The sequence below is a fragment of the Lysobacter sp. 2RAF19 genome (assembly GCF_052115395.1).
In the GTDB taxonomy this organism is placed as follows: Bacteria; Pseudomonadota; Gammaproteobacteria; order Xanthomonadales; family Xanthomonadaceae; genus Noviluteimonas.
This window is the reverse complement of the sequence record NZ_JBFRGO010000002.1, coordinates 66,705-86,653: the sequence shown is the minus strand read 5'-3', so window position 1 is coordinate 86,653 and position 19,949 is coordinate 66,705. Positions and strand designations below refer to the sequence as shown.

Genomic DNA, 19,949 nt, shown 5'->3' with positions numbered 1-19,949 from the left:
TTCGCGAAAACAAAAAAGCCGCCCTGCGAAGGGCGGCTTTTTTCATGCCTCTTTCGTGCCCGGATCAGGCGGCCGGCGCGTTCTTCCACTTCGCCAGCAAGCCCGCCTCGCGCGCCTTCGCATCGTGCAGGTGCGCCTCCTTGACGTGGCCGTAGCCGCGGATGTGTTCGGGCACCGACGCGATCTCCGTCGCCAGCGCCACGTTGCCGTCGTTCAAACCGTCGGCCAGCATCGACACCGTCGAGAAATACTCGGCGATCAAACGACGCTCCATCTTGCGCTCGGCCGTGTAACCGAACACGTCGAACGCCGTGCCGCGCAGGAAACGCAACTTCGCCGTCAGCTGGAACGCGGTGTACATCCAGGCGCCGTACTCGCGCTTGAGCAAACGGCCTTCGGCATCCTTCTTTGCCAACAGCGGCGGCGCGAGATGGAAGACCAGCTTGTAGTCGCCTTCGAACTGTTGCGCCACGCGCGCCTTGAAATCGCCGCTGGTATACAGGCGCGCGACTTCGTATTCGTCCTTGTAGGCCATCAGCTTGAAGGCATAGCGGGCGACCGCTTCGCTCAGGTCGGAGCTGCCCGGCGCGCGCTGCTGCTCGGCGGCGCGGACCTTCGCGACCAGATCGCTGTAACGCTTGGCGTAAGCGGCATTCTGATACTGCGTGAGGAACGCCACGCGACGTGCGACGACTTCGTCGAGCGAACGCGACAGGCGTGCATCGTCCAGCGGCGCGAAGGCGGCGTCGCTGCCGTGCGCGGGCAGGTGGCGCGACTCGTCTTCGATCGCGACCGGCTTCGGCGCGACGTTCGCACCCCACTCGTGGCCTTCCCATTCGCCCGGCGAGAGGACGGGCAGTTCGTGCAAGGTGTCCTGCGAGGGAATCGAACGCGCGATGCCTGCCGCTTCGAGCACCGCCGGCAGGTCGATCGCCGCAAGGCGACCCCAGGCGAACGCCGTCTTGTTCATCTCGATCGCCGCGCCGTTGAGCTCGACCGCGCGCATCAGCGCATCGAACGACACCGGCACCAGCGCGCGCTGCCATGCGTAGCCGAGGATGAACAGGTTGGTCGCGATCGCATCGCCCATCAGCGCGGTCGCGAGCTGGGTGGCATCGACAATGTGCATGCCGTTGGAAGCATGATCGTTGCCGCCGAGCGCGAGCTTGATCGCCGCGACGATGTCCTGCGCGGGGAACTGCATGTCGGGGCGCGTGGTGAACGTGCCCGGCATCGCTTCGTAGCTGTTGAGCACGACCTGCGTGCGGCCGCTGCGGATCTTCGACAACGGCCAGTAGTCGTTGACCACCACCATGTCGCAACCCAGCACGAGGTCGGCTTCGCCCGCGGCGATGCGCACGGCGTGGATGTCGGCCGGCGAACGCGCGATGCGGATGTGCGTGGTCACCGCGCCGCCCTTCTGCGCAAGACCCGTCTGGTCGAGCACGCTCGCACCCTTGCCTTCCAGATGGCCGGCCATGCCGAGCAACGCACCGATGGTCACCACGCCCGTGCCGCCGACGCCGGTGATCAGGATGTTCCAGGGCTGGTCGAGCGCGGGCAGCGTCGGCATCGGCAGGTTCGACAAGCGATCAGCCGAACCGGAACCTTTCTTCTTGCGCAGCGTGCCGCCATGCACCGTCACGAAGCTCGGGCAGAAGCCGTTGACGCAGGAGAAGTCCTTGTTGCAATTGCTCTGGTCGATGTCGCGCTTGCGGCCGAATTCGGTTTCCTTCGGCAGCACGGAAACGCAGAAGGATTTCTTGCCGCAATCGCCGCAGCCTTCGCACACCAGCGAGTTGATCATCACGCGCTTGGCCGGATCGACCATCTTGCCGCGCTTGCGGCGGCGGCGCTTTTCGGTCGCGCAGGTCTGGTCGTAGATCAGCACCGTCGTACCGGCGGTTTCGCGCAGGCGCTTCTGCACGTTGTCCAGTTCGGTGCGATCGAAGAATTCCACGCCGACCGGGAAGATCGCCGGATCGCTCCACTTGGCGATGTCGTCGGAGAGCACGACGATCGTCTGCACGCCTTCGCTGCGCACCTGGTGCGCGATCTGCGGCACGCTCAGGGTGCCGTCGACCGGCTGGCCGCCGGTCATCGCGACCGCGTCGTTGTAGAGGATCTTGTAGGTGATGTTCACCTTCGCGGCGATCGACTGGCGGATCGCGAGCGAGCCCGAATGGAAGTACGTGCCGTCACCGAGATTCTGGAACACATGCTCGGTGTCGGTGAACGATGCCTGGCCCGCCCACGTCACGCCTTCGCCGCCCATGTGCGTGAAGGTGTCGGTGCGGCGGTCCATCCACGTGACCATGTAATGGCAGCCGATGCCGCCGAGCGCGCGCGAGCCTTCCGGCACGACGGTCGAGGTGTTGTGCGGGCAACCCGAGCAGTAATGCGGCACGCGCGGGAACGCGGCGCGGGGCAGGGCGAGCTCGGATTCCTTGCCTTCCATCCAGCGCATGACGTCGCGGATGTGTTCGCTGTCGTGGAATTTGCGGATGCGGCTGGCGATCACGCGCGCGACGCGCGCCGGCGTGAGTTCGCCGGTGGAGGGCAGGATCCATTCGCCGGCTTCGTCGTACTTGCCGACGACCGACGGGCGCTCGCCCGTCCAGTTGTACATCGACTCCTTCATCTGGCTTTCGATGAAGGCGTGTTTTTCCTCGACGACCAGGATGTCCTGCAAGCCGCGCGCGAAATTGCGCAGGCCCACCGGTTCCAGCGGCCAGGTCATCGCGACCTTGTACACGCGGATGCCGAGGTCGGCACAGGCGCGCGCGTCGAGGTCGAGGTATTCCAGCGCCTGCAGCACGTCCAGGTACGACTTGCCGGTGGTGATGATGCCCAGGCGTGCGTTCGGCGAATCGATGACGACGCGGTCGATCCCGTTCGCACGCGCGAAGGCCTGCGCGGCCTTCACCGCGTACTGGTGCAGGCGCATCTCCTGGTCCATCGGCGGATCGGGCCAACGGATGTTCAGGCCGCCGCGCGGGATGTCGAAGTCTTCGGGCAACAGGATCTTCAGCGCGAGCGGATCGACGTCGACCGAGGCGGAAGACTCCACCGTTTCGGCGATCGTCTTGAAGCCGACCCAACGGCCGGTGTAACGCGACATCGCCCAACCGATCAGGCCCAGGTCGAGGATGTCCTGCACGCCCGCCGGGTTGAGCACCGGCATCATCGCGCTGACGAATTCCTGTTCCGAGCCGTGCGGCAGCGTCGAGGAACGGCATGCATGGTCGTCGGCCGCGAGCGCGAGCACGCCGCCCTTCGGCGCGGTGCCCGCGGCATTGGCGTGCTTGAACACGTCGCCCGTGCGGTCGACGCCCGGGCCCTTGCCGTACCACATGCCGAACACGCCCTCGACTTTCGCGCCGGGGAACAGGTTGGTCTGCTGCGTGCCCCACACCATCGTCGCGCCCAGGTCCTCGTTGAGGCCCGGGATGAACTTCACCTGCTTGGCTTCCAGGTGTTTGCGCGCGCGCCACAGTTCGAGGTCGAAGCCGCCCAGCGGCGAACCGCGGTAGCCGCTCACGAAACCGGCGGTGTTCAGCCCGGCTGCCTGGTCGCGCAGTTTCTGCATCAACGGCAGGCGGACAAGGGCCTGCACGCCGGAAAGATAGATGCGCCCGGATTCGCGGGTGTATTTGTCTTCGAGCGTGTAATCGCCATCGAGGACACTGTTGGTCAGCGCGGTGTTGGCCGACGCGGGGGAAGAGAGCTCGGCGGTGCTGGTCATCGCGGCAAAACCGGGGAAAAAGACGCGGGATTGTAGCAGCGGCGGTTCCTGCGGCCGCCCATGCCCCCCCGACGCGTTCGATACGGGGGCGCACGCAGGATGCGTGCACCTTCCGGGGGGACGTCCCGATGAGCTTGGCCGCGCTGCGGGTCATGGTGGTGGAAGACCACGGGTTCCAGCGCCGGCTGGCGCTGCGGCTGCTGGCTGAACTGGGCATCGGGCAGGTGCAGGAAGCGGCCGACGGCGTGGCCGCGCTGTCGCTGCTCGAAAACGGTGGCACGGCGCCCGACGTGGTGCTCGTCGACCTGGACATGCCCGGCATGGACGGCATCGAATTCATCGGCCACGTCGCGCAACGGCGGCTGGCGCGCGGCGTGGCGCTGGTGAGTGCGCTGGATCCGGCGCTGCTCAACACCGTGCAGATGATGGCCCGCGCCTATGGCCTTCACGTGCTCGGAAGCATCGAGAAGCCGCTGAGCGTCGAGAAACTCGAAGCGGTGCTCACGCGTTACGAAGAGCGCCTGCAATCCAACCCGGCCGACGAATCGGTCTTCATCGACCTGGGCGAGCTGCGGCGCGGCCTCAACCAGGGCGAGATCGTCCCGTGGTTCCAGCCGCAGGCCGAATTCGCGAACGGCAAGATCGTCGGCGTCGAAGCGCTCGCCCGCTGGGAGCGCGGCGACGGGCAGGTGATCCGCCCGCATCATTTCGTCGGCCTGCTCGAATCCGACGGCCTGGCCGCCGACCTCACCGACGCGATCCTCGAACAGGCCTGCGCGTGGAAACGCCGTTGGCAGGACGACGGCCTGCGCCTGAACTTGTCGGTCAACGTTTCGCCCGCGACCCTGCACGACCAATCGGCCGCCGACCGCTACCAGCAGATCGTCGAAGACCACGGCCTGTCGCCGAGCGAAGTCATCCTGGAAATCACCGAAAGCCTGTTGATGGCCGACGCCGCGCGCGGCCTGGGTGTGCTCGCGCGCTTGCGACTCAAGGGCTTCGGCCTGTCGATCGACGATTTCGGCACAGGGTATTCGTCGCTCTCGCAGCTCTCGCAGGTGCCGTTCACCGAATTGAAGATCGACCAGGGCTTCGTGTTCGGCGCGCACTCGCAACCGCGCAAGCGCGCGGTCGTCGAAGCGAGCCTGGACCTGGCGCGCAAGCTGCAACTGGAAACGGTGGCCGAAGGCGTGGAGACGGTCGAGGACTGGCAGATGCTCGCCGAGCTCGGCTGCGGCATCGCGCAGGGGTATCTGGTCGGCGCGCCGGTGGTGGCCGAGGAGCTGATCGATTGCGTGTCGCGCTGGCGCGCGCCCGACTGAAGCACACGCCCATGCGCCTGCGCTCGTTCTCGCTGGGGATGCGCCACCAGTTGTGGGGCCTGTTCGGCCTGTTGCTGTTCGCCGGCGCCACGGTGCTGGTCATCGACGAAATGCTCCAGATGGACACGCGCACCTCGCTGGAGCAGATGCGCGACAATTCGCTGCGTCGCCTGCGCGCACTCAAGGCGGTATCCGATGGTTACGGACTGGACGTGGTCGACACGACCTTCCGTGTCCGCAACAACCTGATGACCTGGGAGAAAGGCGTCCGGACGCTCGACGCGGCGCAGGACAAGATCGACCGCAGCTGGGTCGCGCTGCAGACCATGCCGCGCAGCGGGGAGCAGCAGGTCCTGTTCGAACAGGTGCGCCACGCCCGCGTCCGCGCGCACGCGGCGATGTCGACCTTGCGGGGCATCCTGGTGCGGCGCGACCTCAAGGCGCTGGGCCATTTCGCCGACACCGAGCTGTATCCGGCCATCGACCCGGTGACCACGCGCATGGAAGCGCTGTCGAACCTGGCGATGCTCAATTCCGAGCGGATGGTGCGCGCGGAAATCGAACGCGGACGACGCGCGAGCCTGCTGCGCATCGGCCTGTCGCTCGTCGCGCTGCTGCTGGCCGGATTGCTGGCGCGCCATATCCTGCGCAACGCCTACAAGGGTGTGGAAGCGCTGACGCAACTCGCGCGCGACATGCGCAAGCATGATCCCGACGAGCCGATGCCCGCGTTCCGCCCGCGCGGCGAGCTGGGCGACGTGATGGATGCCTTCGTCGACATGCGCCGCGACGTGATGCGCTACGAATCCGATCTCACCGGCCAACTGGCGGTGAACGAAGGCGTGCGCGCGGAGCTCGAACGCCGCGGCGAATTCCAGCGTTCGCTGCTCAACGCCGCGCAGGTGGCGATCCTCGCGATGGACGGGCACGGGCGCTGGATCATGTTCAATCCCTTCGCCGAGCGGCTGCTGGGCTGGGAAGCGAGCGAGATCATCGGCCGCGTCCCGCGTTACGGCAGCGCATCGCAGCCCGACGACTCGCCGATGTTGGTGCCGCCTTCGGAAGTCGAACGCATCGTCGCCGCGCTCGGGCGCCAGCGCAGCACCGAAGTGCCCGCCGACTGGCGCGCGATGTACCTGCTCGCCGAGCTCGATCGCCCGCCGCACGAAGCCGTGCTCGTGCATCGCGACGGCCGCCTGGTGCCGGTGGTGCTCGCGTTGGCCTCGTTCAAGGACGAAGCAGGCCGCCCCGGCGGACTGATCGCGGTGGCCACCGACCTCACCGAACGCAAGCGCCTGGAAGAAGCGCTGCGCGAAAGCGAGGCGCGCGCGCAGGAAGCCAACCTCGCCAAGAGCGCCTTCCTCGCGGCGATGAGCCACGAGATCCGCACGCCGATGGTGGGCGTGACGGGCATGGTCGAGATCCTCGCGCACACGCAACTGGACGGCGATCAACGACGGGCGCTCAACGTCATCCAATCCTCGGCCGATTCGCTGCTGCAGATCATCGGTGACATCCTCGACTTCTCGAAGATCGAAGCCGGGCGCCTGGAACTCACGCCGTCGCCCGTCGACCTGCGCCGCGTGGTGCGCATGACGGTCGCCAATTTCACCGGTTCGGCGTCGAGCAAGGGGCTCGCGTTGTCGTGCACGATCGACGATCGCGTCGCGCCGGCCTATCGCGCCGATGGGTTGCGCGTGCGGCAGATCCTCGCGAACTTCCTGTCCAACGCGATCAAGTTCACCGACCACGGGCGCGTGGAAGCGGCGCTGGAATGGCGCGAATCCGCGCCCGGTGCCGGCGCGCTGGGCGGCGACCGATTGCGCATCCGCGTCACCGACACGGGCATCGGCGTGTCGGAGGCGCAGCAGGCGCGCTTGTTCCAGCCCTTCTCGCAGGTCGACGCCGATACGACGCGGCGCTTCGGCGGCACCGGGCTGGGGCTTGCGATCTCCCGCCGCCTCGCCGAGCTGATGGGCGGCAATGTCACGATGGACAGCGCGCCGGGGCAGGGCACCACGATGCACTTCGACCTCGTGCTGCCGCATGCGCCCGAATCGGAGGTGCCGGCCGAATCGGCGCAACCGGCGGCGCCGAAACTCGCGCCGCGCAAACTGCCGACGCTCGCGCAGGCGCAGGCCGAACATAGCCTGGTGCTGCTGGTCGACGATCATCCGACCAATCGCGCGGTCATCGCGCGCCAACTCGCACTGGCCGGATACGCGAGCGAATCGGCGGAAGACGGCGAACAAGGCCTGGCCCGCTGGCGCACTGGGCGCTATGCGCTCGTGCTCACCGACGTGCACATGCCGCGTCTCGACGGCTACCAACTCACGCGCGAGATCCGCGAAGAGGAAGCGCGCGAGCACCGCGCGCACACGCCCGTCATCGCACTCACCGCCTCGGCGCTGAAGGGCGAAGCCGAACGGTGCCTGGCCGCGGGCATGGACGATTACCTCGCAAAGCCCGTCGGTATTCCGTCCCTCGCCGCGATGCTCGCGCGCTGGTTGCCGCACACGCAGGCGACGCCCGCGATGACGGTGGACCTGGCCGCGATGCTTCCACAGGCCGAGCGGCCGCCGCCGATCGACGCGCAGGTGCTCGCCGGCCTGGTCCACGGCGATGCGGTGGAAACGCGCGCGCTGCTCGACGACTTCCTGGCCAGCACCCACGCCGACCTGGCGACGCTGCAAGCCGCGCGCACGGCTGGCGACCTCCCCGGCGTGACGCGCGAGGCCCACAAGATCAAGGGCGCCGCGCGGAGCATCGGGGCCGGCGAACTGGGCCATGCCGCCGAGGCGCTGGAAACCGCCGGCCGCGCGCAGGACGCCGCTTCCGTCCCCGCGCTGGCCGCCGACCTGGCCACCGCTGTTCACCGTCTTGCCCTCTGGGCCGAAGCACGCTGGCCCCGCCCCGTGTAGGCTCAGCCATTCCAGTTGCAGCCGGGGGTCGGGATGAAGACGGTGCTCGTGGCCAGTTCCAAGGGCGGCGTGGGCAAGACCACGTTGTCGACCAACCTCGCCGCGCATTTCGCGGTCGATGGAAAACGCACCGTGCTCGTCGACGCCGATACCCAGGGCTCGTCGCGCCACTGGGCGGAAAAACGCGCATTGATGGAACACGCGGTGTTGCCGATCGACGGCACGCGCCGCGACTGGGACAAGCACCTGCCCAACGATGCGCAGCGCGTGGTGGTGGATGCCGCGGCCGGTGCGCATGGCGCCGAACTCGCGCATTTCCTCGATGTCGCCGACGCCGTGGTGGTGCCGGTGCTGCCCTCGATGATCGACATCGAGGCCACCGTGCCCTTCCTCGACACGCTCGCCAAGCACCCGCGCATCCGCAAGGGGAAGTTGCCGGTGGGCCTGGTCGGCAATCGCCTGCGCCCGTGGACCAACGCGAGCCAGCAATTCATGGACGCGTTGCGCCAGTGGCCCTACCCGTTGGTGGCCGAGCTGCGCGACACCCAGGCCTACGTCCTGATGGCCGGGCTCGGGCGCAGCCTCTTCGATTACCACTCCCAGCAGGTGCGCGAGCACCAGGCCGATTGGGACCCATTGCTGAAGTGGATCAGGCGCGTCTGATGCGCCCGACGAAAACTTCACCCCAACTCGCCCCGGCCGTCGGCTAAGCTCGACCCCTTATGCGAGAACTCATCCTGCTGCGCCACGCCCACGCCGAACCCGCCAGCACGGGACAGGCCGACCTCGATCGCCCGCTGTCGCCCGAAGGCCTCGCCGAAGCCGAAGCCGCCGGCCGCTGGATGCGCGAGCACCAGCTCGTGCCCGATCGGGTGCTGTGTTCGCCTTCGCGGCGCACGCGCGAAACGCTCGAAGCGGTCCTCGCCGCGGTCGGCTATGTCGACCAGCGCCTCGAACCTTCGATCTACGAAGCCACGCCCGGCGCGCTGATGGAGCTCGCCGACGGCCACAAGGACGTCGATCGCCTCCTGCTCGTCGGCCACAACCCGGGCTTCGAACAGCTCGCCGCACTGATGCACAGCGGCCAGTCCGGCGACTATCGCGGCATGCCGCCGGCGGGCATCGCCGTGCTCACCCTGCCGAAGGACGCCGTGCTCGAACCGGGTGCGGCGCGCCTGTCCGCATTCTGGTGGCCGTGACGGGCTGAAGATGCGCGCCTGGATCGCCACGCTGTTGCTGGCGGGAGTCGGCATCGGCATGGCGGCCGCGGCTGCGCCCGCGGGCGTGATTTCGGTCGTCGAGCCTGCGCAGTCGAAATTCGAGTTCTCGCTGCAGACCCGCTGGGGCCAGACCCTGTCGGGCCTGTTTCCCGACAGCGAGGGCGACGTCACGGAGTTGCCCGATGGCCGGCGCCAGGTGCGCCTGAAACTGTCGACGCGCACCCTCGAAATCCTCGACCATCCGCGTTACGGGCGCTTCGCACGCGGCCCGCGCTTCTTCGATGCCGAACGCTTTCCCGACGTGACCTTCCTTTCCGATCCTTACCCGCTGGGCTTGCTCCAGACCGGCGGCGAATTGCACGGGCGCCTGCGCATGCATGGCATCGAGCGCCGCGAGCGTTTCGTCCTCGCACCGCAGGGCTGCCACGACCCGGGACGCGGATGCGCCATCGTCGCGCAGGGCGCGGTGCGTCGCAGCGATTACGACCTCGACGGCTGGAACATGGCGATGCGCGATGAAGTGCGCTTCTCGCTGCGGGTCCGGCTTCGCGACATCGGGGCGCAATGACGCCCGCACGGTTGGCTCGACTGCTGGCACTCGTCGGCGCGCTCGCGCTGGCGAGCGGCTGCGCGTCGATGCCCACCGGCAAGGCCGACCGCGCGCAGGGCGTCGCGTTCGATGCGCGGGACCGCGTCGTCGTGTGCCCGCGCCCTGCCGATGCGTGCGCCGCGCCGTCCGCGCTGCGCGACCTGGGCGATCGCGCGCTGGCCGAATCCACGCCGCAGGCGCCGCGCCACTTCGCACTCCTGCTCGACCGCGGGCCGGACGCACTGCTCGCACGCGTGAACCTGATCCGCGCCGCGCGCCACTCGATCGACCTGCAGACCTACATCTTCGACGAGGACGACAGCGGCCGCCTGGTCCTGGATGAATTGATGGCCGCAGCGCGCCGCGGCGTGCGCGTCCGCGTGATCGTCGACCAGCTCTCGGCGCTGAAGAAGGCCTCGACGCTCGCCGCGCTGTCCTCGGCGCACGCGAACTTCGACCTGCGCGTCTACAACCCGATGTTCAACGACTCGCGCCTGAACTACCCGAAGTACCTGCTGGCCTCGATCTGTTGCTGGGATCGGCTCAACCAGCGCATGCACAGCAAGTTGCTGTTGATCGACGATGCGGTGGGCATCACCGGCGGGCGCAACTACCAGGACGATTACTACGACTGGAGCCCCGGATACGACTTCCGCGACCGCGACGTCCTCGTCGCCGGGCCCGTGGCGGGGCAGATGCAGGCGAACTTCGAAACCTTCTGGACCTCGCCGATGAGCGTGCCGGCCGAACGGCTCGACGACGTCGCCCGCCTGCTGTTGCGCGAAGGTGCGCCCCCGCTGGACCACGCCGCGTTCGACGCACCCGAACGGGTGACGCAACTGTTGAACGACGCGGCCGATGCCACGCGCATCGCCACGCTGGCCGGCGCGGCGATGCCCGTCGCGCAGGTCCACTTCATCGCCGACGTGCCGGAGAAACACCGCGGCGAAAACGACACCGCCGAAAACGCGGGGCAGCGCCTGCGCGACATCGTCGAATCGGCGAACTCCGAAGTGTTGCTGCAAACCCCCTACCTGGTGTTGTCGAAGGAAGCGCAGCAGATGTTCCGCGGCATGCATGCGCGTGCGTCGGCGCCGCGCGTGACGATCTCGACCAACAGCCTGGCGTCCACCGACGCGTTCATCGTCTACGCCTTGTCCTACAAGTACAAACGCCGCTACCTGCGCGAGTTCGGCTTCCACATCCACGAGTTCAAGCCCTTCCCCGGCTCGGCGCCGATCGACCTGCAGGCCATCGCCGCGGGCGCGGAGGAAGCCGAGCGCGCCGCGTTGCTGGCCGGCGCCGAAGAAGAGGAACGACGGAAGAAGCAACCCCCGCAACAGCAGGGCGAAGGCGTGGCGACGCGCTATTTCGGCAGCGGCGGCGGCGGCGCGAACGGGCCCGTGCCGTTGCAGCGCGCGGGTGTGCGCATCGGCTTGCACGCGAAATCGATCGTGGTCGACGAGCGAATCGCCGTGGTCGGCACGCACAACTTCGACCCGCGCGGCGATACGTACAACACCGAGAGCATGGTGGTGATCGAGGATGCGGCGTTCGCGCACGCGCTGGCGGCGAGCATCCGCGGCGACATGCGGCCGGAGAATGCCTGGGTCATCGCCGAGCGCGACAAATCGCCGGTGCTCCCGGGCATCGATTACTCGCTGGACAAAGTGTCCGAGGAACTGCCGATCTTCGACCTGTGGCCCTGGCGCTATGCCACCAGCTACGACTTCGTGCCCGGCCCCGAATGCCCCGCGCCCCTGCCGCGCGACGATCCGAATTTCCGCCGTTGCTATACGCCCGTCGGCGATTTCCCCGAGGTCAGCCTGGGCCTGAAGGGCTTGTCGACCCGCATCTTCACGGCCTTCGGCGCGGGCTTGGCACCGATCTTGTAGGCAACGGCGGACAAGCACTGCGGCACGGGGCAATTGTTCCGGTCCGGGGCAGGACTCTGCTAGGCTGCCCGCCTTCACCCCCCATCGTTACGGACTGGATTGCCGCCATGTCGATTTCGCTGAACTTCGAACTCAACGACCGCGACCTCGAACATTTCCAGAAGGCGATGGCGCAGGCGAAGGAAGCCGCCAAGGACCGCACGGCCGACGACATCATCGCCTGCTCGGGCACCTTGCTCGCCGACGCGGCGAAGGTCCACATCCCCGATTTCATCAAGGAACGCCTGCTGCGCCTGGACGACATGATCGCCATGGTGCGCGACGAAGGCTGGCACCTGCCGGAAGAAGACCGCGACCGCGTGCTCTCCGCGCTGGTCTACTTCTGCGATCCGAAGGACATCATCCCGGACAACGTCGAAGTCCTCGGCTTCCTCGACGATGCGGTGATGATCGAACTGTGCGTGCGCGAGCTCAAGCACGAGCTCGAGGCCTACGACGATTTCTGCGATTACCGCGAGCACGAAGCCAAGCGCCGCGGCCTGGAGCCTGCGCAGTTGGGCCGCACCGACTGGCTGGAATCGCGCCGCGACGAACTCGTCGACCGCATGCACGTGCGACGCGACCGCGAATTCGGCACCGGCTACGGCAGCAGCAGCGGCTACGCGTCCACGCGCCAGCCCTACACGCGCGGCTGGCGTCCGGGCGTTTTCAAGTTCGGCTGATCCTCGCGCCCGCATGGCCGATCCAGCGCCGTCGCGGGATTCGATCTTCCGGCCGGGCGATCACCTGGCCGCCCTGAATGCGATGTCCCGCGGCACCGCGATGGAGCCGCTCGGCATCGTCTTCACCGAAATCGGTCCCGACTTCCTGCGCGCCACCATGCCGGTGGACGCGCGCACCCGGCAGCCCTATGGCCTGCTGCACGGCGGTGCGTCGGTGCTGCTCGCCGAAACCCTCGGCAGCTCGGCCGGCATGCTCAGCGTGCGCGAAGGCGAGGGCTGCGTCGGCATCGAGATCAACGCCAACCATGTGCGTGGCGTACGCGACGGCTTGGTCACCGGGACCGCGCGTCCCCTGCACGTCGGCCGCCAGACGCAGGTGTGGGAAATCCGCATCGAAGACGCGCGCAACAAGCTGGTCTGCGTTTCGCGCCTGACCCTCGCCGTGATCCCCCTGCCCGGGGCGAACCCTTCGCAGTGAACGCATCGCACACCCTGCGCTTCGCGCTGCGCACCCCCTTGTTGCTGTGGCACGTGCTGGTGGACCTGCCGCTGACGATGCTGCTGATCGCAACGCCCCTGCGAAAGATCCAGGTGCGCGGCGAACCGCTGGACCATCGCCTGATCCGCCTGTGGCAAGGCGGGCTGATGCGCGTGTTCGGTTTCCGGCTCGAACGCCGCGGCGTGCCCTTGCCGGGCGCGACGCTGTTCGTCGCCAACCACGTCAGCTGGATCGACATCACCGCCTTGCACAGCCAGCGCATGATGGGCTTCGTCGCCAAGCGCGAGATCAGCCGCTGGCCAGTCGTGGGATTCCTCGCCACGCGTGGCGAAACGATCTACCACGAGCGCGGCAACAGCGAATCGATGGGCGGGGTGCTGCACGAGATGCTCGCGCGCCTGCGCGCAGGCCGTTCGGTGGGCGTCTTTCCCGAAGGCCGCACGCGCGATGGCCACGCCATCGGCCCGTTCCATGCGCGCATCTTCCTGGCCGCGGTCGAAGCCGGCGTGCGCGTGCAACCGGTCGCGTTGCGCTACGGGCGCGGCGCCAGTGCGCAACCGGTGGTCGCCTTCGGGCCCGGGGAAAGCTTCGCCGCCAACTTCCTGCGCCTGCTCGGGGAACCGGCCCGCGTTGCGGAGATCTGGTTCCTGGATCCGATCGACGCCAGCGATGCCGGCGGCCGCCGCCGCATCGCCGAACTGGCGCGCGAGCGCATCGTGAACGCGATGGAGGCGCCCTGAGCCGGGTGTCGGAAGTCCTAGAGCGCAGCCTCCACACGCATCGCGTTAGCCTCGGCCCCATGCCGCACGCCAGCGACTACGCGCCGCCCGCCATGCTGCGCAGCCCGCACCTCCAGTCGGTGCTGGGGTCCAGCGCGTTGCGCCGGCGTCGCGGGCGCCAGGCGCTCGCGGCGATGGGCGCGGTGACCAGCGCCCACATCATCGACGCCGGCGACGGCGTGCGCCTGCAGGGCCTGCATTCGGCGATCCCGGGGCATGCGCCGCGCGGCCTGGCGTTGCTGTTGCATGGTTGGGAAGGCAGCGCCGATTCGAGTTACATGCAACTCACCGCCGCGCGCCTGCTCGCGCGCGGTTTCGAAATCTTCCGGCTGAACTTCCGCGACCACGGCGACACGCACCACCTCAACGAAGGCCTGTTCCATTCCAACCGCATCGACGAAGTCGTCGCCGCGGCGGCCGAGGTGTCGCGACGCTTCGCCGCGCGCCCGATGGTCATCGCGGGTTATTCGCTCGGCGGCAACTTCGCGCTGCGCGTCGCCTTGCGCGCAGGGGCCGCCGGCATCCCGCTCGCGCATGTCGCGGCCGTGTGCCCCGTGCTGGATCCGGCGAGCACGATGGAGGCGATGGAACACGGCCTGCCGTTGTACATGTGGTACTTCGAGCGCAAGTGGCGCGGTTCGCTCGCGCGCAAGCGCAAGCTGTTTCCGCAGCAACACGACTTCGACGACAAGGTGCTCGGCCTGCGCATGCGCCCGCTGACGCAGTGGATGGTCGAACGCCACACGCAGTTCGGTTCGCTCGACAATTATTTCGAAGGCTATTCGATCGCAGGCGAGCGCCTGGCGCAGTTGCGCGTGCCCGCGAGCATCCTGATGGCCGCCGACGACCCGGTCATTCCGGTCGCCGCGTTCCACGCATTGCATCTGCCGCCGACCGCGACCCTGGAGATCGCCGAACACGGCGGTCACTGCGGGTTCCTGGAAAACTGGCGCGGCGACGGCTTCGCCGAACGCTGGGTGGCCGAACGGCTCGACGGCGCGATCGAACCGGCCATGGCACCATCGGCGGCCATTGCCTGACCTCAAGGGAGTCCATCGACATGCATCTGAGCAGCGAAAGCTTCGCGCACCGCGGCCGTATTCCCGCGGAGTTCGCGATGGGCGTGCCGGAGGGATTCGGCGGCAATCGCAACCCGCACCTGGCGTGGTCCGATGTGCCCGAGGGCACGCAGTCCTTCGTGTTGATGTGCATCGACACCGACGCGCCGACCGATCCGGCCACGGTCGGCCGCGACGACATGGACATTCCCGTCGATCAGCCGCGCACCGACTTCGTGCATTGGGTGATGGCCGATATTCCCGCCAGCGTGCGCGCGATCGCAGCGGGCAGTTGCAGCGATGGCGTGACCGCGCACGGCAAGCAGACGCCGCCGGGCCCGCAAGGCGCGCGCCAGGGCTTGAACGATTACACCGGCTGGTTCAAGGGCCATGCCGACATGCAGGGCGATTACGCGGGCTACGACGGTCCGTATCCGCCGTTCAACGACCTGCGCACGCATCGCTATTTCTTCCGCCTGTTCGCGCTGCGCGTGCCGAAGCTCGAGTTGCCGGCGAAGTTCACCGCAGCCGACGTCTTCCACGCGCTGCAACCGCACGAAATCACCGAAGCGGCGATTTACGGCACCTATTCGCTGCATTCGAAAGTCGACGCGTGAGCGCACGCGTCGCGGTGGTCACCGGCGCGAGCCGCGGCATCGGCGCGGCGATCGCGCAGGCGCTTGCGCAGGCGGGCTGCCACGTGGTCGCAGCGGCGCGTTCGCATGAAGCGCTGCAGGGCGTTGTCGATGCGCTGCCCGTCCCCGGGCTCGCGCATGCCTGCGATCTCGCGCAGCCCGAAGCCGCGTCGACACTCGTCGAAGCGGCCATCGCGCGCTTCGGCCGCATCGACATCCTGGTCAACAACGCAGGCGCCACGCCGCGCGGGGATTTCCTCGCGTTCGACGATGCGGCGTGGGCCGACGGATTCGCACTGAAGTTCTTCGGCGCCGTGCGCCTGTGCCGCGCGGCATGGCCGCACCTGGTCGAAACCAGGGGATGCATCGTGAACATCGCCGGCATCGGCGGACGCACGGGCAATGCCGAATTCACCATCGGCGGCAGCGTCAACGCGGCCTTGCTCAACCTCACCAAGGCGCTGGCCGATCGCGGCGTGCGCGACGGCGTGCGCGTCAACGCGATCAACCCGAGCAGCATCGCCACCGAGCGCACGCAGGGGCGGATCGAGCGCCTGGCCGCCGAACGCGGCATCGCGGTGGAGGCAGCATCGAAGGAACTCGCACGCGAATTGCGCGTCGCGCGCTTCGGCACGCCGCAGGAGATCGCGGCGGTCGCGGCGTTCCTCGCATCGGATGCGGCGAGCTACATGCAGGGCGCGATCGTCGACGTCGACGGCGGGCAGACGCGCACCCTCTGATCGATCAGGGCGAAGGCACCAGCAGCAACAGCGCGGCGCCGAGGATCACGCGATACACCGCGAACACCGTGAACCGGTGGCTCTGGATGTAGCGCAGCAACCACTTCACCGCGGCGAACGCCGTCAATGCGGAAGCGACGAACGCCACCGCGAGCGAACCCCAGTCTTCGCCGGCCAGGCCGCCTTCGCGTGCGACGTGGAGCAATTCGTAGCCCGTCGCGGCGAACATCGTCGGAATGCCGACGAGGAAGGCGAATTCGGTCGCCGCCTTCCGGTTCGTCGTGCCGAACAGCAGTGCGACGAAAATCGTGGCCGCCGAACGCGAGGTTCCCGGGAACACGCCGGCCACCACTTGCGCCACGCCGACGAGAATCGCCACGGTCCAGGTGATCGTCGCGCGCTCGCCCAGCACTTGCGCGCGCTTGGCCGCCAGTTGTTCGGCGAGCACCATCCAGGCCGCGCCGATCACCAGGGCCCACGCCACCGGCGCGACGTCCTCCGGCAATTCGAAGCCGAGTTTCTTCACGATCAGGCCGAGCACGGCCGTGACGAGGAACGCCGCCGTCAGTTTGATGGCGTAGTCGCGCGGCGCTTGGCCGTGCACGGGTTGCGCTTTTGCCGGGTGCAGGAAGCTGTCGGCCAGTTGCCACAGGCGTTCGCGATAGATCAGCACCACCGCGAGGATCGCGCCGGCCTGGATCGCGATGTTGAACAGATCGCTGCGATGTCCCAGCCAGCGCTCGGCGATGAGCAGGTGGCCGGTGGAGGAAATCGGGAGGAACTCGGTGATGCCTTCGATGATGCCGAGCAGCAGCGCGGCGAGGAAGTCGGTCATGGGGAAGGCGTCGTCGGGTCGGCGAGGGCGGGAGCGCGCATCGTAGGGCATCGCGCGTGGGCGACGGCGTCACGGCCGGTTTCGCGCGGTCTTGGTGCAAGTGCGGGAGATGGCTGCACCAATCAAGTGCCCGCGATCTTGCGCACGCCCGCCAAAACGTTTGAATTCAATCGCTTACAAGGCCGCCGCGCTTGGCACGCGCCTTGCTCTACCTAGGGGGTCCCGGCAAGCGCCGACCCACCTCCCGTCCCCAGGAAACCGCCATGTCCCTCGAACACGTCGAAAAGCTCATCAAGGACCACAAGGTCGAATTCGTCGACCTGCGCTTCTGCGACATGCGCGGTGTGCAGCACCACGTGACCTTCCCGAAGTCGATCGTCGATGCCTCGCTGTTCGAGGACGGCAAGATGTTCGACGGCTCGTCGATCTCCGGCTGGAAGGGCATCAACGAATCGGACATGGTCCTGCTGCCCGATTCCACCACCGCCTTCCTCGATCCGTTCACCGCCGACCCGACGCTCGTGCTGACGTGCGACATCCTCGACCCGGCCACGATGCAGGCCTACGGCCGTGACCCGCGCGGTGTCGCCAAGCGCGCCGAAGCCTTCCTGAAGTCCAGCGGCATCGCCGACCAGGCCTTCTTCGGTCCGGAACCCGAGTTCTTCATCTTCGACAGCGTCCGTTTCGCCAACGACATGGGCCACACCTTCTTCCACGTCGACTCCGAAGAAGCGGCATGGAACTCCGGCCGCGAATATGAAGGCGGCAACACCGGCTACCGTCCGATGGTGAAGGGCGGTTACTTCCCCGTCGCGCCGCTGGACTCGCTGCACGACCTGCGCGCCGAAATGTGCAAGACGCTGGAAGAAGTCGGCATGGAAGTGGAAGTGCACCACCACGAAGTGGCGAACGCGGGCCAGTGCGAAATCGGCACCAAGTTCAACTCGCTGGTGAAGAAGGCCGACGAACTGCTGACGATGAAGTACGTCATCAAGAACGTCGCCCACCGCAACGGCAAGACCGTCACCTTCATGCCCAAGCCGCTGGTCGGCGACAACGGCAGCGGCATGCACGTGCACCAGTCGCTCGCCAAGGGCGGCGTGAACCTGTTCTCGGGCGATGGTTACGGCGGCCTGTCGCAGATGGCGCTGTGGTACATCGGCGGCATCTTCAAGCACGCGCGCGCGATCAACGCGTTCGCCAACTCGACCACCAACTCCTACAAGCGCCTGGTGCCGGGTTACGAAGCGCCGGTGATGCTCGCCTACTCGGCGCGCAATCGTTCGGCTTCGTGCCGCATCCCGTACGTGGCCAACCCGAAGGCGCGCCGCATCGAGATCCGCTTCCCCGACCCGATGAACTCCGGTTACCTGATCTTCGCCGCGCTGATGATGGCCGGCCTGGACGGCATCAAGAACCAGATCGACCCGGGCGCGCCGAGCGACAAGGACCTGTACGACCTGCCGCCGGAAGAAGAGAAGAACATCCCCACCGTGTGCCACTCGCTGGACCAGGCGCTCGAAGCGCTCGACAAGGACCGCGAGTTCCTCAAGGCCGGCGGCGTGTTCACCGACGACTTCATCGACGGCTACATCGCGCTGAAGATGCAGGAAGTCACGCGCTTCCGCGCGGCGACGCATCCGCTCGAGTACCAGATGTACTACACGCTGTAATCGGTCAAGGCGTTACCCCACCCCAACCCCTCCCCTGCACGCAGGGGAGGGGCCATATCGGGAGGCGGCATGGTCGACAAGGGCGACGTCGCGTGGATGTTCGTGTCCACCGTGCTCGTGATGCTGATGATCGTCCCCGGCTTGGCGCTGTTCTACGGCGGCCTGGTGCGCGCGAAGAACATCCTCTCGGTGCTGATGCAGGTCCTGGTCGTCGCCTCGCTCGCACTGGTGCTGTGGGTGGCGTACGGCTACTCGCTTGCCTTCGACGGCGGCAACGCGTGGATCGGCGGATTCGGCAAGGCGATGCTCTCGGGCATCGGGCCATCGTCGACCGTGGCGACATTCACGCAGGGCGTGGTCATTCCCGAATTGGCGTACGTCGCATTCCAGGGCGCATTCGCGGCGATCAGTTGCGCGCTGGTGGTCGGTGCGATCGCGGAACGCGCGAAATTCGCGGCGGTGCTGTTGTTCGCGGCCTTGTGGTTCACCTTCGCCTACCTGCCGCTCGCACACATGGTGTGGGCCGGCAACGGATTCCTCTTCAAGCTGGGTGCGCTGGATTTCGCGGGCGGCACCGTCGTGCACATCAACGCGGGCGTCGCCGGCCTGGTCGGCGCATACATGCTCGGGCCGCGCATCGGTTTCGGTCGCGAGCGTTTGTCCCCGCACAACCTGCCGCTGACCTATGTCGGCGCGTCCTTGTTATGGGTCGGGTGGTTCGGCTTCAACGCGGGCTCTGCACTCGAAGCCAACGGTGTCGCCGCGCTCGCTTTCGCCAATACCTTGCTCGCGGCTGCCGCCGCGGTGCTGACGTGGAGCGCGATCGAAGCGGTGTTGCGCGCGCGCGCGTCGATGCTGGGCGCGGCATCCGGCGCCGTCGCCGGCCTGGTCGCGATCACGCCGGCGTGCGGCTCGGTCGGCGTGGGTGGCGCGATGGTGATCGGTGCGTGCGGCGGCGCCGCGGGATTCTGGGGTGTGAACGCACTCAAGCGTCATTTGCGTGCCGATGATTCGCTGGATGTCTTCGGCATCCACGGTGTGTGCGGCATCGTCGGCGCAGTGCTGACGGGTGTGTTCACCGCGCCTTCGCTCGGCGGCACGGGCGCGGCGGACTTCGACATCGCGCACCAGGTGGCCGTGCAATCAGCGGGCGTGGCGATCACGCTCGCATGGTCGGGTCTGGTCGCCTTCCTTGCGTTCCAGATCGCCAAACGCCTGCGCGGCCTGCGCGTGGACCACGACAGCGAGCGCGAAGGCCTCGACATCAGCGCCCACGGCGAATCGGCGTACGAAATCTGATCTCGCGTCGCATCGAC

15 protein-coding genes and 1 pseudogene are annotated in these 19,949 nt (G+C 67.7%); 14 read left to right on the top strand and 2 right to left on the bottom strand.

Annotated features, from left to right (window positions below):
* Positions 1 to 64: 64 nt before the first annotated feature.
* Complete coding sequence (locus tag AB4059_RS07220) at positions 65 to 3,745, bottom strand: indolepyruvate ferredoxin oxidoreductase family protein (protein ID WP_498978038.1); 3,681 nt, start codon at positions 3,743 to 3,745, stop codon at positions 65 to 67.
* A gap of 128 nt (positions 3,746 to 3,873) precedes the next feature.
* Here AB4059_RS07220 and AB4059_RS07215 point away from each other — a divergent pair, with 128 nt between their 5' ends.
* The 12 genes from AB4059_RS07215 (at position 3,874) to AB4059_RS07160 (ending at position 16,125) form a co-directional block, all read left to right on the top strand.
* Positions 3,874 to 5,067 carry an EAL domain-containing response regulator gene (locus AB4059_RS07215; RefSeq protein WP_498978036.1) on the top strand — a complete coding sequence of 398 codons (1,194 nt, stop codon included), beginning with the start codon at positions 3,874 to 3,876 and terminating at the stop codon, positions 5,065 to 5,067.
* A gap of 11 nt (positions 5,068 to 5,078) precedes the next feature.
* Complete coding sequence (locus AB4059_RS07210; RefSeq protein ID WP_498978034.1) at positions 5,079 to 7,988, top strand: hybrid sensor histidine kinase/response regulator; 2,910 nt, start codon at positions 5,079 to 5,081, stop codon at positions 7,986 to 7,988.
* Between the two features lie 33 nt (positions 7,989 to 8,021).
* Positions 8,022 to 8,651, top strand: a complete 630-nt coding sequence (locus AB4059_RS07205; protein WP_498978032.1) for a nucleotide-binding protein — start codon at positions 8,022 to 8,024, stop codon at positions 8,649 to 8,651.
* A gap of 59 nt (positions 8,652 to 8,710) precedes the next feature.
* Complete coding sequence (locus AB4059_RS07200) at positions 8,711 to 9,187, top strand: SixA phosphatase family protein (RefSeq protein ID WP_498978030.1); 477 nt, start codon at positions 8,711 to 8,713, stop codon at positions 9,185 to 9,187.
* 10 nt (positions 9,188 to 9,197) lie between these two features.
* A complete protein-coding gene (locus AB4059_RS07195; RefSeq protein WP_498978028.1) occupies positions 9,198 to 9,776 on the top strand; it encodes a YceI family protein in 579 nt (192 codons plus the stop codon).
* Entirely contained in the window at positions 9,773 to 11,692 is a 1,920-nt protein-coding gene (locus AB4059_RS07190) for a phospholipase D family protein (protein ID WP_498978026.1), read from the top strand. The genes AB4059_RS07195 and AB4059_RS07190 overlap by 4 nt, the downstream gene beginning before the upstream one ends.
* A 107-nt stretch (positions 11,693 to 11,799) precedes the next feature.
* The gene (locus tag AB4059_RS07185; RefSeq protein WP_498959248.1) at positions 11,800 to 12,414 is read left to right on the top strand and encodes a YkvA family protein; all 615 of its coding nucleotides are present in this window, start codon (positions 11,800 to 11,802) and stop codon (positions 12,412 to 12,414) included.
* Between the two features lie 13 nt (positions 12,415 to 12,427).
* Positions 12,428 to 12,892 (top strand): hotdog fold thioesterase, encoded by a 465-nt coding sequence (locus AB4059_RS07180; protein ID WP_498978024.1) that lies wholly within the window; start codon positions 12,428 to 12,430, stop codon positions 12,890 to 12,892.
* Positions 12,832 to 13,653, top strand: coding sequence for a lysophospholipid acyltransferase family protein (locus AB4059_RS07175; protein WP_498979028.1), 822 nt, complete (start codon positions 12,832 to 12,834; stop codon positions 13,651 to 13,653). The genes AB4059_RS07180 and AB4059_RS07175 overlap by 61 nt, the downstream gene beginning before the upstream one ends.
* Positions 13,654 to 13,712: 59 nt before the next feature.
* The gene (locus tag AB4059_RS07170; RefSeq protein ID WP_498978022.1) at positions 13,713 to 14,732 is read left to right on the top strand and encodes a YheT family hydrolase; all 1,020 of its coding nucleotides are present in this window, start codon (positions 13,713 to 13,715) and stop codon (positions 14,730 to 14,732) included.
* Between the two features lie 20 nt (positions 14,733 to 14,752).
* On the top strand, positions 14,753 to 15,367 hold the full coding sequence (locus tag AB4059_RS07165) for a YbhB/YbcL family Raf kinase inhibitor-like protein (protein WP_498978020.1): 615 nt from the start codon (positions 14,753 to 14,755) through the stop codon (positions 15,365 to 15,367).
* On the top strand, positions 15,364 to 16,125 hold the full coding sequence (locus AB4059_RS07160) for an SDR family oxidoreductase (RefSeq protein WP_498978018.1): 762 nt from the start codon (positions 15,364 to 15,366) through the stop codon (positions 16,123 to 16,125). The genes AB4059_RS07165 and AB4059_RS07160 overlap by 4 nt, the downstream gene beginning before the upstream one ends.
* A 4-nt stretch (positions 16,126 to 16,129) precedes the next feature.
* On the opposite strand, the gene AB4059_RS07155 is transcribed toward AB4059_RS07160, so the two are convergent.
* Complete coding sequence (locus AB4059_RS07155) at positions 16,130 to 16,960, bottom strand: undecaprenyl-diphosphate phosphatase (protein ID WP_498978016.1); 831 nt, start codon at positions 16,958 to 16,960, stop codon at positions 16,130 to 16,132.
* Positions 16,961 to 17,223: 263 nt separating this feature from the next.
* Between AB4059_RS07155 and glnA the strand changes: the two genes are divergently transcribed.
* Entirely contained in the window at positions 17,224 to 18,633 is a 1,410-nt protein-coding gene (glnA, locus tag AB4059_RS07150) for a type I glutamate--ammonia ligase (protein WP_498978014.1), read from the top strand.
* Between the two features lie 15 nt (positions 18,634 to 18,648).
* Positions 18,649 to 19,932 (top strand): annotated as a pseudogene (amt, locus tag AB4059_RS07145) (ammonium transporter); the annotation flags it as partial.
* Positions 19,933 to 19,949 lie beyond the last annotated feature (17 nt).

Coding starts and splice junctions, on each gene's coding strand:
- AB4059_RS07220 (WP_498978038.1), bottom strand. CDS start 3,745: ATGACCAGCACCGCCGAGCTCTCTTCCCCCGCGTCGGCCAACACCGCG.
- AB4059_RS07215 (WP_498978036.1), top strand. CDS start 3,874: ATGAGCTTGGCCGCGCTGCGGGTCATGGTGGTGGAAGACCACGGGTTC.
- AB4059_RS07210 (WP_498978034.1), top strand. CDS start 5,079: ATGCGCCTGCGCTCGTTCTCGCTGGGGATGCGCCACCAGTTGTGGGGC.
- AB4059_RS07205 (WP_498978032.1), top strand. CDS start 8,022: ATGAAGACGGTGCTCGTGGCCAGTTCCAAGGGCGGCGTGGGCAAGACC.
- AB4059_RS07200 (WP_498978030.1), top strand. CDS start 8,711: ATGCGAGAACTCATCCTGCTGCGCCACGCCCACGCCGAACCCGCCAGC.
- AB4059_RS07195 (WP_498978028.1), top strand. CDS start 9,198: ATGCGCGCCTGGATCGCCACGCTGTTGCTGGCGGGAGTCGGCATCGGC.
- AB4059_RS07190 (WP_498978026.1), top strand. CDS start 9,773: ATGACGCCCGCACGGTTGGCTCGACTGCTGGCACTCGTCGGCGCGCTC.
- AB4059_RS07185 (WP_498959248.1), top strand. CDS start 11,800: ATGTCGATTTCGCTGAACTTCGAACTCAACGACCGCGACCTCGAACAT.
- AB4059_RS07180 (WP_498978024.1), top strand. CDS start 12,428: ATGGCCGATCCAGCGCCGTCGCGGGATTCGATCTTCCGGCCGGGCGAT.
- AB4059_RS07170 (WP_498978022.1), top strand. CDS start 13,713: ATGCCGCACGCCAGCGACTACGCGCCGCCCGCCATGCTGCGCAGCCCG.
- AB4059_RS07165 (WP_498978020.1), top strand. CDS start 14,753: ATGCATCTGAGCAGCGAAAGCTTCGCGCACCGCGGCCGTATTCCCGCG.
- AB4059_RS07155 (WP_498978016.1), bottom strand. CDS start 16,960: ATGACCGACTTCCTCGCCGCGCTGCTGCTCGGCATCATCGAAGGCATC.
- glnA (WP_498978014.1), top strand. CDS start 17,224: ATGTCCCTCGAACACGTCGAAAAGCTCATCAAGGACCACAAGGTCGAA.